Origin of the sequence: Viridibacillus sp. NPDC096237, from assembly GCF_050278625.1 — a bacterium.
Taxonomy (GTDB): domain Bacteria; phylum Bacillota; class Bacilli; order Bacillales_A; family Planococcaceae; genus Viridibacillus.
In genome coordinates, this window is record NZ_JBNNTI010000018.1 from 14,285 (window position 1) to 26,326 (window position 12,042).

Annotated in this window: 14 protein-coding genes and 2 riboswitches; of the genes, 12 read left to right on the forward strand and 2 right to left on the reverse strand. The window is 36.5% G+C overall.

The genetic code is table 11. The features are described from left to right. The first annotated feature begins 115 nt into the window (after positions 1-115). The 11 genes from comGA to ACQKMD_RS11575 all read left to right on the forward strand — a co-directional run bounded on the left by comGA (position 116) and on the right by ACQKMD_RS11575 (position 9,220). Positions 116-1,147: a competence type IV pilus ATPase ComGA gene (gene comGA / locus ACQKMD_RS11525; protein WP_427752182.1), complete on the forward strand. Its 1,032-nt coding sequence runs from the start codon at positions 116-118 to the stop codon at positions 1,145-1,147. Further along, the gene (gene comGB, locus ACQKMD_RS11530) at positions 1,116-2,183 is read left to right on the forward strand and encodes a competence type IV pilus assembly protein ComGB (protein WP_427752184.1); all 1,068 of its coding nucleotides are present in this window, start codon (positions 1,116-1,118) and stop codon (positions 2,181-2,183) included. The genes comGA and comGB overlap by 32 nt, the downstream gene beginning before the upstream one ends. A 15-nt stretch (positions 2,184-2,198) precedes the next feature. Beyond that, complete coding sequence (gene comGC, locus ACQKMD_RS11535; protein WP_427752186.1) at positions 2,199-2,510, forward strand: competence type IV pilus major pilin ComGC; 312 nt, start codon at positions 2,199-2,201, stop codon at positions 2,508-2,510. After that, on the forward strand, positions 2,503-2,973 hold the full coding sequence (locus tag ACQKMD_RS11540; protein WP_427752188.1) for a prepilin-type N-terminal cleavage/methylation domain-containing protein: 471 nt from the start codon (positions 2,503-2,505) through the stop codon (positions 2,971-2,973). The genes comGC and ACQKMD_RS11540 overlap by 8 nt, the downstream gene beginning before the upstream one ends. After that, complete coding sequence (locus ACQKMD_RS11545; protein WP_427752190.1) at positions 2,963-3,265, forward strand: hypothetical protein; 303 nt, start codon at positions 2,963-2,965, stop codon at positions 3,263-3,265. The genes ACQKMD_RS11540 and ACQKMD_RS11545 overlap by 11 nt, the downstream gene beginning before the upstream one ends. Next, positions 3,250-3,708 carry a competence type IV pilus minor pilin ComGF gene (comGF, locus tag ACQKMD_RS11550; protein WP_427752192.1) on the forward strand — a complete coding sequence of 153 codons (459 nt, stop codon included), beginning with the start codon at positions 3,250-3,252 and terminating at the stop codon, positions 3,706-3,708. The genes ACQKMD_RS11545 and comGF overlap by 16 nt, the downstream gene beginning before the upstream one ends. Before the next feature lie 200 nt (positions 3,709-3,908). After that, a complete protein-coding gene (locus tag ACQKMD_RS11555) occupies positions 3,909-4,421 on the forward strand; it encodes a shikimate kinase (RefSeq protein ID WP_193740439.1) in 513 nt (170 codons plus the stop codon). 148 nt (positions 4,422-4,569) lie between these two features. Continuing rightward, a riboswitch (glycine riboswitch) is annotated at positions 4,570-4,663 on the forward strand. Between the two features lie 3 nt (positions 4,664-4,666). Then, positions 4,667-4,744: riboswitch (glycine riboswitch) on the forward strand. Between the two features lie 64 nt (positions 4,745-4,808). Next, on the forward strand, positions 4,809-5,912 hold the full coding sequence (gene gcvT / locus ACQKMD_RS11560; protein ID WP_427752194.1) for a glycine cleavage system aminomethyltransferase GcvT: 1,104 nt from the start codon (positions 4,809-4,811) through the stop codon (positions 5,910-5,912). Between the two features lie 26 nt (positions 5,913-5,938). Next, the gene (gene gcvPA, locus ACQKMD_RS11565; protein ID WP_427752196.1) at positions 5,939-7,285 is read left to right on the forward strand and encodes an aminomethyl-transferring glycine dehydrogenase subunit GcvPA; all 1,347 of its coding nucleotides are present in this window, start codon (positions 5,939-5,941) and stop codon (positions 7,283-7,285) included. Next, positions 7,278-8,750: an aminomethyl-transferring glycine dehydrogenase subunit GcvPB gene (gene gcvPB / locus ACQKMD_RS11570; RefSeq protein WP_427752198.1), complete on the forward strand. Its 1,473-nt coding sequence runs from the start codon at positions 7,278-7,280 to the stop codon at positions 8,748-8,750. Before gcvPA ends, gcvPB begins: the two co-directional genes overlap by 8 nt. A 185-nt stretch (positions 8,751-8,935) precedes the next feature. Next, positions 8,936-9,220, forward strand: coding sequence for a hypothetical protein (locus ACQKMD_RS11575; protein WP_427752201.1), 285 nt, complete (start codon positions 8,936-8,938; stop codon positions 9,218-9,220). A gap of 96 nt (positions 9,221-9,316) precedes the next feature. Here the strand turns inward: ACQKMD_RS11575 and ACQKMD_RS11580 are convergent, their stop codons facing one another. Next, positions 9,317-10,582, reverse strand: coding sequence for an AAA family ATPase (locus ACQKMD_RS11580; RefSeq protein WP_427752203.1), 1,266 nt, complete (start codon positions 10,580-10,582; stop codon positions 9,317-9,319). A 107-nt stretch (positions 10,583-10,689) separates the two neighbouring features. Continuing rightward, entirely contained in the window at positions 10,690-11,070 is a 381-nt protein-coding gene (locus tag ACQKMD_RS11585) for a rhodanese-like domain-containing protein (RefSeq protein WP_427752205.1), read from the reverse strand. A gap of 104 nt (positions 11,071-11,174) precedes the next feature. On the opposite strand from ACQKMD_RS11585, the gene ACQKMD_RS11590 reads away from it, so the two are divergent. Beyond that, the gene (locus ACQKMD_RS11590; protein ID WP_427752207.1) at positions 11,175-12,008 is read left to right on the forward strand and encodes a lipoate--protein ligase family protein; all 834 of its coding nucleotides are present in this window, start codon (positions 11,175-11,177) and stop codon (positions 12,006-12,008) included. Positions 12,009-12,042: the final 34 nt, after the last annotated feature.

Here is a 12,042-nt window from a genome sequence, read left to right on the forward strand (position 1 = left end):
CAACAGTGTACAATATTAATTTGAATAATTGTATATATTTTCTTGTTTTTGCGGTGTATAATTTCGCTAACGGATAAGGAGCGGTCGTTATTCGTCGTGGTAGAAAGGGGGCAATATGTCATTTACTGAGACAGTTGTGGAGCGGAAAAGTGAGCATCTATTGTTGAAGGCAATACATTTTGGCGCATCTGACTTACATCTAATGCCTAGTGAAAATGACTATTTACTATACTTTCGAAAATATGGCCAGCTCGTGTCTGCTGGACAACTTCCCCTAGAATTGGGTGATCGTATGATTTCCTACTTTAAATTTCTCTCCTCTTTAGATATTAGTGATAAGCGTAGACCCCAAAGTGGTTCGTTTCAGCAAGTTTTAAATGAACAGCCAATTGCTTTTCGTGTCTCCACTTTACCTTCCAATTTTTCTAAGGAAAGCTTGGTCATTCGTATAATGTTACAAGATCATGCCATTCCAATATCTGCCCTATGCCTATTCACTGAATCAGCAAAACATTTATTGCAATTAGTGAAAAAGAGACAAGGCATCTTATTTTTCACTGGGCCAACTGGATGTGGCAAATCTACATCATTATACTCACTTCTACATTATTGCTCGAATGAATTAAAAAAGCACGTCATATCCTTAGAAGATCCAGTGGAAAACAGTCAATCCAATTTATTGCAAATTCAAGTAAATGAAAGAGCCGGTGTTACATATGCAACCGGATTGAAAGCTATTTTAAGACATTCTCCAGATATTATTATGATTGGAGAAATTCGCGATCGAGAAACAGCTAAAATCGCTATTGAAGCTGCGTTAACAGGGCATCTTGTGTTAACAACCATTCATTCAATGGATACAGTCGGCTGTTTATTCCGTTTACTAGATTTAGGTGTGACCTTAGAAGAGTTAAGGCAAACAGTAATTGGAGTAGTAGCACAGCGTTTAGTAAAGAAAGTAAAATCTCAAGGCGAAGAAAAATTATCAGCTATTTATGAAATATTATCAGAAGAAAATTTAGCAGAAGCTATAATACACGTTAAGAACGATAAAAAATTCAGATTACCACTAGAACTCTCTTTAGAAGGACAGATGAAAAAAGGGGTGGGTTTAGGTGCAATTACGGCTCAACCTTCACTGGTTTAGTAAGAAGAGTGAAACTTTACCAAAGATGAAAGATAAGGCAAGCTTTTTGAAAAAGATGAGTGTATTGCTAGGGGAAGGTTATATATTTCGAGATTCCTTGTCGATGTTATTGCCGCATCATGTTGAAGAACTTTCAGAAGTTGAATCTATGGTAGAAGAAAAATTTCGAAATGGCTCTAATATGAGCGAAATTCTGCAATTGCTTGGCTTTCAGAAAAGCTATTTAATGACCATTCATGTAGCTGAGCAACAAGGAAGAGTTGTAAGAGCCCTTGATTCTATAGCAAGTCAAATGATAACGAAAGAAGAAACTCAAAAAAGACTACAAAAGTTATTGGTCTATCCTGCTATTTTGTTTGTCTTTTTAGTTCTGCTCTTTTTGGGGTTTCGAACCTACTTTTTACCAAATATGACTTCGATGATGCTTTCTAGAGAAGGCGATGCAAGTATATTTAAATTAACACTATCCTCTTTTTTCTTGCATATTCCAGATGCCTTGATTATCTCAGCCTGTGTAAGTATCTTTCTTGCATTTATAGCATGGAAGAAAATAAGCAAAAAAGAGATTGGTCATCAAATGATTGTGTATTTGAAAACCCCCATTATTTGTCGATGGTTTCGTCTACAATTGACACGCCAATTTGCTTATGAATTGGGAGGGCTTTTAGAAAGTGGTCTTTCGATGCAAGAAAGTTTAGTCATATTACAGCAACAAGATTTACAACCATTTATGTCGAGAATAGCAGGTGAAATACGTGAACGTGTTATTTTTGGTGATTCACTTTCTACAGCAGTAAACCATATGAAGATTTTTCAAAAAGGTTTTAACTCACATATCTTACATGGAGAAGAAGGTGGGAATCTTGGTAGAGAACTTCAAATCTATAGTGATTTTTTAACGGATAAAACCGAAACGAATATGACTAGAGTGCTGGCTATTATTCAACCATTACTTTTCTGTATTATCGCTGTTTGTATACTTGGAGCTTATTTAGCAATTTTATTACCAATGTACGAAATGATGGAGATGGTTTAAGAGAGGAGAACTAACATGCAATTGTTAAAACAACAGAAGGGATTTACTTTAATTGAAATGCTCATCGTTTTGTTTATCATTACTGTATTGATTTTGATTGCAATACCAAATGTGACAAAGCATTTTAGTACAGTAGATGATAAAGGATGTAAAGCATATGTCAGTATGGTGCAGGGACAAGTTGAAGCGTATCGTATTGACGAAAAAAAGTACCCAACTTCAATTGAAATGTTGGAGGGCGCAAAGTATTTAAAGCGAGATTCAAATGCATGTACAGGGAAAAAGATTCAAATTTCGGATGGAGAAGTTACTACAATAAATGATTAACAAAGAAGCTGGGTTTACTTTCATCGAATTGTTACTAGTGTTAACGGTAACGATGATAATTTGTTCTTTAAGCATTGCATTGGGTAAAGCAAAGTTGGATGAACGAATGGTTAATCAGTTTTTATATCAATTAATGCTTGATATTGAACAGGTGCAAAGCGAGTCAATTGGTAGTGGGGTTTTTTCATATCTGGAGTTTATCGAAGGTGGAAAGAAATATAGGGCGTATACGCTGGTCGGTTCAGAAGGGGGAGAAAATTCGCATCTTATTACAAGACGCATTTATTTTACACGTGAACTACCAGAGGGAGTTACTTATAGTTACAGTAGTCCTTTACGTCAGATTAAAATTGATCCCCAAGGTACATTCTCGAGTTTTGGCACATTGGTTTTTGTAACACCAACCGGAATTAAATCACTTATTATTAATATTGTTAAAGGAAGGATGAAAATTGTGGAATGATAAAGGGAACGCATTACCAGAAACATTACTAACTTTAGTTATAATATTGACGTTATTCGGAACTCTTTTGCCGGCATTGCAAATGATGAAGGCTACTTTGAATAATAAGAAAATGGCGATGCATGCGGCTGAAACGGCATACCAAGCTACTTTGCGTGTCGATCAGGGTGAGCAACTTCAAGGTAATCGAACTATAGAAAATGTTAACTATCAATGGTATTTCACAAATAATGAAATATGTGTGTTTTATGATAATTTAAAAGGACAACAGCAAAAATGTATCCAACAATAAAACGTCTACTGGAAAATTGCTCTGGTTATACATTAGTGGATGCCCTTCTGCAACTGATGATCCTTATATTGTTTTCGCAGTTATTTATGCTTTTCTACCCGTGGTATGAGGAGTCATATAGAACTTTCTATCAACGGCAAGAAATTGAGTGGGAGCTGTTTACGTATGACTTGCAATCGTATTTATTAGATATAAAAACCATTGGTATAGGTTCAAATGCTAACTTATACTTAGGGAAAAATAATCGAAGTATCGCTATTAATAGATCTAGCGCTGTCGTGCGCATGCAAAAGGAAAGGCAAGGAAATGAGCCAATGCTAATGAATGTTTATGAAATTCAGTTTTTTATTGATGCAAATCGTACAACTTTAACAACTAAAGTTTTGTTTACAAATGGCTTGAGGAAGGAGAAAGACTTTGCTATTACGTATGTTAAAGAGTGAGAAAGGTATGCTCCTTCCGGTAGCGATGATTCTGTTGTTTTTTTGTACGAGCTACCTTTTGGGAACTGTAATGTCTTATGAATCTCATTTTCGAACGTATAATTCATTGGAATCAGCGTATGTTCGTGCTACTATAAATAAAATACAAGAAATTGAAAATAGCACAGAGTAACAGTCGTCGTTGATGAGAAGGTGAAAAAATGAGAAAAGTATATTTAGTAGGGTTTATGGGTTGTGGTAAAAGCGCAATTGGTAGACGTTTAAGCTACTATCTGAAAATGCCCTACTATGATATGGACCAAGAAATTGTAAGAAGAGAGAAAATGACGATTCCTGAAATATTTGAAAAGTACGGAGAAGAGCACTTTCGTCAACTGGAGACAGATTTTTTAAGGAATTTCCGAGATGAATTTTGCATTATTTCTACTGGTGGTGGTGTAGCCATGAATCCTCAAAATCGTAAAATAATGCGTCAGACAGGACTTGTCCTCTTTTTAGATGCGACATTTTCAGATATTTGGAAGAGAATCCATAAAGATAAAAACCGTCCAATCGTCCAACGTTCTACAAAACAAGAATTAGAAGATTTATTTTATAAACGCCGAAAATTTTATAGAGAAGCAACTCATATCACAATTCGGACAGAAAATCGTTCACTGAAACAAATTGTTGAATATACAGCTTTTCAAATAAAACGACTAAAAGGCGAATGAAATAGAAAGTAACGCCATTTAATGTTCGTCTATAAACTATTTTACGAAAGTTATTGCATGATACCCCTATTCAATGTTAGGATATAGACGAGACGTATTGTTATAGAACAATGACATGGAAATATAACCAAGATTCCATCTTGGGCGGATGATTGTACGGGGAGAGAACGTCTGGAGACGTCGCCGAAGGAGCAAATAACAAAGGTTATGAATCTCTCAGGCAAAAAGACTCGTACGGGACGCAACTCTGGAGAGAGCTGTATTGAATACAGCCACCAAAGAGGACAGCCGTAATGGTAAAACTTTCAGGTGCATGGACAGAGAATCCTAATTATAGGATTTCTCTGTCCATTTTTTTATGTCCTAAACAAATGAGGAGGAAGATTAGTGGCTAATGAATTAAAAAGAACGCCGTTATTCGAAGAGTATTCGAAGTATGGTGGGAAAACAATTGATTTTGGTGGTTGGGAATTGCCTGTTCAATTTTCTTCTATTAAAGCCGAGCATGAAGTGGTGCGCACAAAAGCTGGACTATTTGATGTATCTCATATGGGGGAAATCTTCGTTGAAGGTTCAGAAAGTTTAGCATACTTGCAAAAGCTTGTTACTAATGATGTATCGAAAATTGCCATTAATCAAACGCAGTATACTGCGATGTGCTATGAAAATGGTGGCGTTGTAGATGACTTACTCATTTATAAATTAGCAGAAGATCGTTATTTATTAATCGTTAATGCGTCGAATATTGAAAAAGACTTTGAGTGGATGAAGACATTAGTTTCAGGTGATGTAAAGTTAACAAATGCATCAAATGAATACGGTCAATTAGCATTACAAGGTCCACTTGCAGAAAAAGTATTACAAACATTAACTGAAACACCATTACAAGACATCAGACCATTCCGTTTAGAACAAAATGTAACGATTGCGGGTTATGACACACTTATTTCACGTACAGGTTACACAGGTGAAGACGGCTTTGAAATTTATGCAGCACCTGAAGCAATTATCGCTTTATGGAGAGGGATTTTAACAGCAGGCGAAGCTGACGGCGTTGTACCATGTGGTTTAGGTTCACGTGACACATTACGCTTTGAATCTTGCTTACCTCTTTACGGTCAAGAATTATCAAAAGATATTTCACCACTTGAAGCAGGTATTAATTTCGTTGTGAAATTAAATAAAGAAGAAGATTTTGTTGGTAAATCTGCATTACAGGCTCAAAAGGAAAATGGGGTACCACGTAAGAGTATCGGTATCGAAATGATTGATAAAGGTATTCCGCGTCACGGCTATCCAGTGTTTAAAGGTGATACTCAAATCGGTGAAGTAACAACTGGTACACAATCACCATTAACGAAACGTAATATCGGTTTAGCGTTAATCGATAGTGAGTATGCGGATCTTGGGCAAGAGCTTGAGATTGAAATCCGTAACCGTCGCTTAAAAGTGATTACTACGGCAACACCATTTTATAAACGCCAAAAATAATTTTCATGAAGAGAGGGTTTTTTCGAATGAAGCATCGGTATCTACCTATGACTGAGCAGGATCAAAAAGAAATGCTAAATGTAATTGGCGTTTCTACTGTTAATGAATTATTCTCAGACATCCCAGAAAAAGTTCGTTTTAAAGGAAACTACAACATTAAACCTGCAAAATCTGAATCAGCATTGTTAAAAGAGTTAGCTCAACTTTCTAAACAAAATGCAAATAGCGATGAATATGCATCGTTCTTAGGTGCTGGAGTTTATGATCACTATAAACCAGTTATTGTTGACCACGTTATTTCACGTTCAGAGTTCTATACAGCTTATACACCTTACCAACCAGAAATTTCACAAGGTGAATTACAAGCTATTTTCGAATTCCAAACTATGATTGCAGAGCTAACTGGCATGGACCTAGCAAACTCTTCTATGTATGATGGCGGAACAGCTCTTGCTGAAGCTGGTATGCTTGCAGCGGCACATACTCGCCGCAAAAAGTTATTAGTTTCTGGTGCAGTTCATCCAATCTCAAATGATGTAGTTAAAACATATGCACTTGGTCAATCAATTGAAGTCGTGAATGTTCCTTTAAAAGATGGTGTCACTGATCTAGATGCTTTAAGAGAATTAATCGATGCAGATACAGCTGCTGTGATGGTTCAATATCCTAACTTCTATGGTCAAGTAGAGAACGTACAAGCAATTGCAGACGTAATCCACGAAGCAAAAGGCTTATGTATCGTATCTTCTAATCCATTAGCACTTGGTATTTTAACACCTCCAGGTAAGATGGGTGCGGATATTACTGTTGGGGATGCTCAACCATTTGGTATTCCAGAAAGTTTTGGCGGACCACACTGTGGTTACTTCGCTGTTACAAAAAAACTAATGCGTAAAGTTCCAGGCCGTTTAATTGGCGAAACTATCGATGATGAAGGTCGTCGCGGTTATGTATTAACATTACAAGCACGCGAGCAACATATCCGTCGTGAAAAAGCAACTTCAAATATTTGTTCAAATCAAGCGTTAAATGCACTTGCAGCTTCAGTTGCAATGACGGCTCTTGGCAAAAAAGGTGTACAAGAAATCGCTACACAAAATATTTTGAAAACACACTACGCAAAAGAAGCTTTTGAAAAAGCAGGTTTCACTGTAGCGTATAAAGGAGCACATTTCAACGAAATAGTTGTGAAGTGTAATACATCTGTTTCTACTATTAATAAAGGGCTTTTTGAAAAAGGCATTATTGGTGGCTTTGATTTAGGTAAAGTAGATGCAGTACTTGAAAATCATGCACTAATCGCTGTTACTGAACAACGTACAAAAGAAGAAATCGATGCACTTGTGCAAGAAATGGGGGCTCTCCATGCATAACGACAATCAACCACTAATTTTTGAACTAACTACAGAAGGTCGCGTAGGCTACAGCTTATCAGAACTTGATGTACCAGCAGTAGATTTAGCTGCCATTTTACCAAGCGAATTTATTCGTACAGAAGAAGCGGAACTTCCTGAAGTATCAGAACTTGATATTATGCGTCATTATACAGCGCTTTCTCGCCGTAACCACGGTGTGGATTCAGGTTTCTATCCACTTGGTTCATGTACGATGAAATATAATCCGAAAATTAATGAATCAGTTGCACGTTTTGCAGGTTTTGCTAATATTCACCCACTACAAGATGAGTCTACTGTACAAGGTGCACTCGAGTTAATGTATGATTTACAAGAGCATCTAATTGAGATTACTGGTATGGATGAAGTAACGCTTCAACCAGCAGCTGGTGCTCATGGTGAATGGACAGCATTAATGATGATTCGTGCTTTCCATGAAGCAAACGGTGACTTCCAACGTACGAAAGTACTTGTTCCAGACTCAGCTCATGGTACAAATCCAGCATCAGCAACTGTTGCAGGATTTGATACAGTAACTGTGAAATCTGATGAAAACGGTCTTGTAGATTTAGAAGACTTACGTCGTCTAGTTGGGGACGATACAGCAGCACTTATGTTGACTAACCCGAATACATTAGGTCTTTTTGAAGAGCATATTCTAGATATCGCTGAAATCGTCCACTCGGTTGGCGGTAAAGTATATTATGATGGTGCAAACTTAAATGCAGTAATGTCAAAAGCACGCCCTGGTGACATGGGCTTTGACTGTGTTCACTTAAACTTACACAAAACTTTCACTGGTCCTCACGGTGGTGGTGGTCCTGGTTCAGGTCCAGTTGGCGTAAAAGCAGACTTGATTCCATACCTTCCAAAACCAGTTTTAGTGAAAACAGAAAAAGGCTATCAATTCGATTACGATCGTCCACAATCAATTGGTCGCGTAAAGCCATTCTACGGTAACTTTGGTATCAATGTTCGTGCATATACTTATATCCGTTCAATGGGTCCAGATGGTCTTAAAGCAGTTACTGAAAATGCAGTAATTAATGCAAACTATATGATGAGAAGATTAGAACCATACTTTGATCTACCTTACAACCGTCATTGTAAGCATGAATTCGTATTAAGTGGTAGCCGTCAGAAAAAACTTGGCGCTCGTACACTTGATATGGCAAAACGACTGTTAGATTTTGGCTATCATCCACCAACAACTTACTTCCCATTAAATGTGGAAGAAGGTTTAATGATTGAACCAACTGAAACAGAATCAAAAGAAACTCTAGACGCTTTCTGTAACGCAATGATTCAAATTGCGAAAGAAGTGGAAGAAACACCAGAAGTAGTACAAAATGCACCACATACAACTGTTATTGGCCGTCTTGATGAAACAAGAGCAGCTCGTAATCCAGTGTTACGATACGAAAGAGAAACAGTAGAAGTATAATATATTCGTATATTGAAAACCTCTAGCACTTTGCTAGGGGTTTTCTCAAATTTGTATATAAATAGCTTAATGAAAAGATCATGTTAGTTATGGAAAAAATCGCTTGGACATAGACAGATGACTTTAAAATTGCTATGCTAACATAGATGCAGTATGAATCAATGTGTGAAAAAAGGGGAGTTTTCATGGCTTACTTTAAAAGTATTAATGATACAACTAATGATCAAAATGACTTGCTAAAATCCTTAGAAGAGGATTATAAGGAATATACGGTTGATGAATTAATTTCTGAATTGTACATAAAGCAACAAAAAGAACAAAGTACATTAATCTATTTCACTCCAGATGCGCATACAAAAGCGCTGATGGAGTACGAAAAGAAAATTATCTATGATTTGTTACATAAACATGGTTTAACGAATCGACAAATTTTGCAAGAAATTAATAAGCAAAAAACGGTTATTGATTAATACTGCAAGCTTGGTAATCAAACCTGTTATTAAACCATATCCGTAAAAAACACCCTCCTAGAGATTGATTGGACCTTTCTCTAGGGGGGCGTTTTCTTAGAATCCTATATTTACTTCATTTCTTTCCCAATCATTACTTAAGGCATTTTTACGTTGTTTTTGTAAATCCTTAATACATTTCTCGTAATCGAGTTTTTTATCATAATGCCAATTTAGAGCGACCGACATATATAATTCATTGAGTTGTGAAATAGAAAGACCTTTTGCTAGTTTAGCAGCATCCACTAGCTCGTCTTCTGTGAAAATATGCTGAATATCTAACTTGCGTAAATATGTAGCACGTATTGCAGCTGTTGGATTCATAATCTCGTAAGCTCTATCAAATCGACCCGCACGATTGATTAAAGCGGGATCGATGCGGTCAGGATAGTTGGTTGTACCAATTAAGAAGATACCCTCACGTGATTGTGCGCCGTCTAGAGTATTTAAAAATAATGAGCGTGTATATTCTGGCATCGAGTCAATATCTTCAATAACTAGTATTGCAGGAGCTAGACTTGTTACCATGCGGAAGACCTCTTCTATCGATTCACTTGATGTATGCTCTGTAATTTGCCAATACACTACAGGAGCTGTTACAGAGCCTGTGATGGACTTTACAAGCGTAGTTTTACCGTTTCCTGGTGAGCCATATAATAGTATTCCTCTTTTATAAGGAAGACCATAATGTTTGAAGAAATCGCCATCTCCCTTAAAAAATTCATCAATCGAACGGAAAATCTCCCGTTTAAGCGAAGGTTCTAAGAATACATCATCTCTTGTGATTTGCTTTCCTTCGCCATAGCTCCGCCGTTTTATACCAGCCTGAACATCAACTAAGTAGGTGACGGTTTCCATTAGCATTTGACGTAACTGTTCTTGAATAGCTTCGATAAAATCCATCATTTTCTCTGCACTTGTTGTGAAATAGAAAAACTCAGGCCATTCTGAATCGGAGCGGAATACAGGTATATTAGTAATAGCTACTTCATAATCAGGGAAGTAGATTAAAGAATTACTAAATGTCTTGATTGATTTCAACTTATTATCTAATTGATCTTCTGCGACAGAATTTAAGACAATACTAGGTAATGCAGCATATATATAACTCAAATTTTCGTAGCGGATTAATTCTTTGTCCATCATTTCAAGTAAATGATGATGAAATTGTGAATTATTCAGTTCGACAGTCACACCACGAAAATTGCATAGGTGTACTTCATTTAATTTTTTTGAGATGCGTTCAAAAACCTCTGATACATCTGCATAGTTAGGGATATCGGGTCGTAAATCTTCGTGAAAAGTATATAAGAATTTTGTCATTATATCCTCCTTTATAGACGTAGCTATAAGCATGTATAATTAAGAAAAAAGAGAGCCATTTCTGTTTAATATAGAAATGACTCTTTTTATTTGCAACGTAATCAACTTTATTTCACTTTGATTTTGCCTGTCCAATTTTTATATCCACCTTGTAATTGGTATACTTGATCATAGCCTTTTTTCTTTAATAACATAGCGGCACGTGCACTACGGCCTGCATTTTGGCAATACAAGTAAACAGGTTTGTCTGGGCGAATTTCTTTATGACGTTGACGAAGTTGTGAGGTTGGGACGTTACGAGCGCCTAGAATATGACCACTGTCAAACTCTTTAGGCTCACGCACATCTATTAATTGTGCTTTACGATAACCCTCAATAAATTCTTCTTGTGTTAAAGTTGTAACTGCTTTTTTGAAACGAAGAGCGTTCACTAAAGCGTATACAATTACCACAAATAAAACAATTGCTAATGTATATAACCAACTCAAATCGTCTTACCCCTTTCTATCTACAGTAATATTATAAAAGAACATCTAGCGATAGTCCAATGAGTTTGTTAAAATAGATAAGTTGATTATAAGGAGGAGACCAAATGAAAACAACATGGTATTTTATTAATTCAGGTCCGTGTAGCCCTGCATTCAATATGGCATTAGATGAAGCGCTCCTACATTGGCATAGTAAAGGTTTAATTCCACCAGTAATACGATTTTACGAATGGAATCCAGCAACACTTTCTATTGGTTATTTTCAACGTGCTGAAAAAGATATTGATTTTGAACAATTACATAAATTAAATTTAGGGTTTGTTCGTCGTCCGACTGGAGGGCGTGCAGTTTTACATGAGCATGAATTAACATATAGCATTATCGTTAATGAAGACTACCCAGATATGCCTAAAACGGTAACAGAAGCTTACCGAGTATTAAGTGAAGGCTTATTACTAGGCTTCAGAAACTTAGGGTTAGATGCATATTTTTCAATCCCTGATTCAGAAGAAAAACGAGCAGACTTGAAAACACCGAAGAGTGCAGTTTGTTTTGATGCACCAAGTTGGTATGAATTGGTAGTAGAAGGTAAAAAGGTAGCGGGTAGTGCGCAGACGCGTAAAGAAGGTGTCATTTTACAACATGGAGCAATCTTAATTGATCTCGATGATGAAAAATTGATCTCCCTTTTTAAATTCCCATCAGAAGCTTCAAAAGAACGCATGCGCAAACATTTACCACAAAAAGCGGTGGCTATTAATCAGCTAGCTCAAAAACCTGTCGATGTTGAAACGTGTATATCTGCTTTCCACAAAGGATTTGAGGACGGATTAGACATTGAACTTGTACCTTACACATTGACTGATGAACAATTGGATTTTGTTAATAATTTAGCTAAAACGCGCTATGAAAGTGATGAATGGAATTTTAGAAAATAGTAGTCTTTTTGACTTATTTTAGTTTGATGGAAAT

Coding starts and splice junctions, on each gene's coding strand:
- comGA (WP_427752182.1), top strand. CDS start 116: ATGTCATTTACTGAGACAGTTGTGGAGCGGAAAAGTGAGCATCTATTG.
- comGC (WP_427752186.1), top strand. CDS start 2,199: ATGCAATTGTTAAAACAACAGAAGGGATTTACTTTAATTGAAATGCTC.
- ACQKMD_RS11540 (WP_427752188.1), top strand. CDS start 2,503: ATGATTAACAAAGAAGCTGGGTTTACTTTCATCGAATTGTTACTAGTG.
- comGF (WP_427752192.1), top strand. CDS start 3,250: ATGTATCCAACAATAAAACGTCTACTGGAAAATTGCTCTGGTTATACA.
- ACQKMD_RS11555 (WP_193740439.1), top strand. CDS start 3,909: ATGAGAAAAGTATATTTAGTAGGGTTTATGGGTTGTGGTAAAAGCGCA.
- gcvPA (WP_427752196.1), top strand. CDS start 5,939: ATGAAGCATCGGTATCTACCTATGACTGAGCAGGATCAAAAAGAAATG.
- gcvPB (WP_427752198.1), top strand. CDS start 7,278: ATGCATAACGACAATCAACCACTAATTTTTGAACTAACTACAGAAGGT.
- ACQKMD_RS11575 (WP_427752201.1), top strand. CDS start 8,936: ATGGCTTACTTTAAAAGTATTAATGATACAACTAATGATCAAAATGAC.
- ACQKMD_RS11580 (WP_427752203.1), bottom strand. CDS start 10,582: ATGACAAAATTCTTATATACTTTTCACGAAGATTTACGACCCGATATC.
- ACQKMD_RS11590 (WP_427752207.1), top strand. CDS start 11,175: ATGAAAACAACATGGTATTTTATTAATTCAGGTCCGTGTAGCCCTGCA.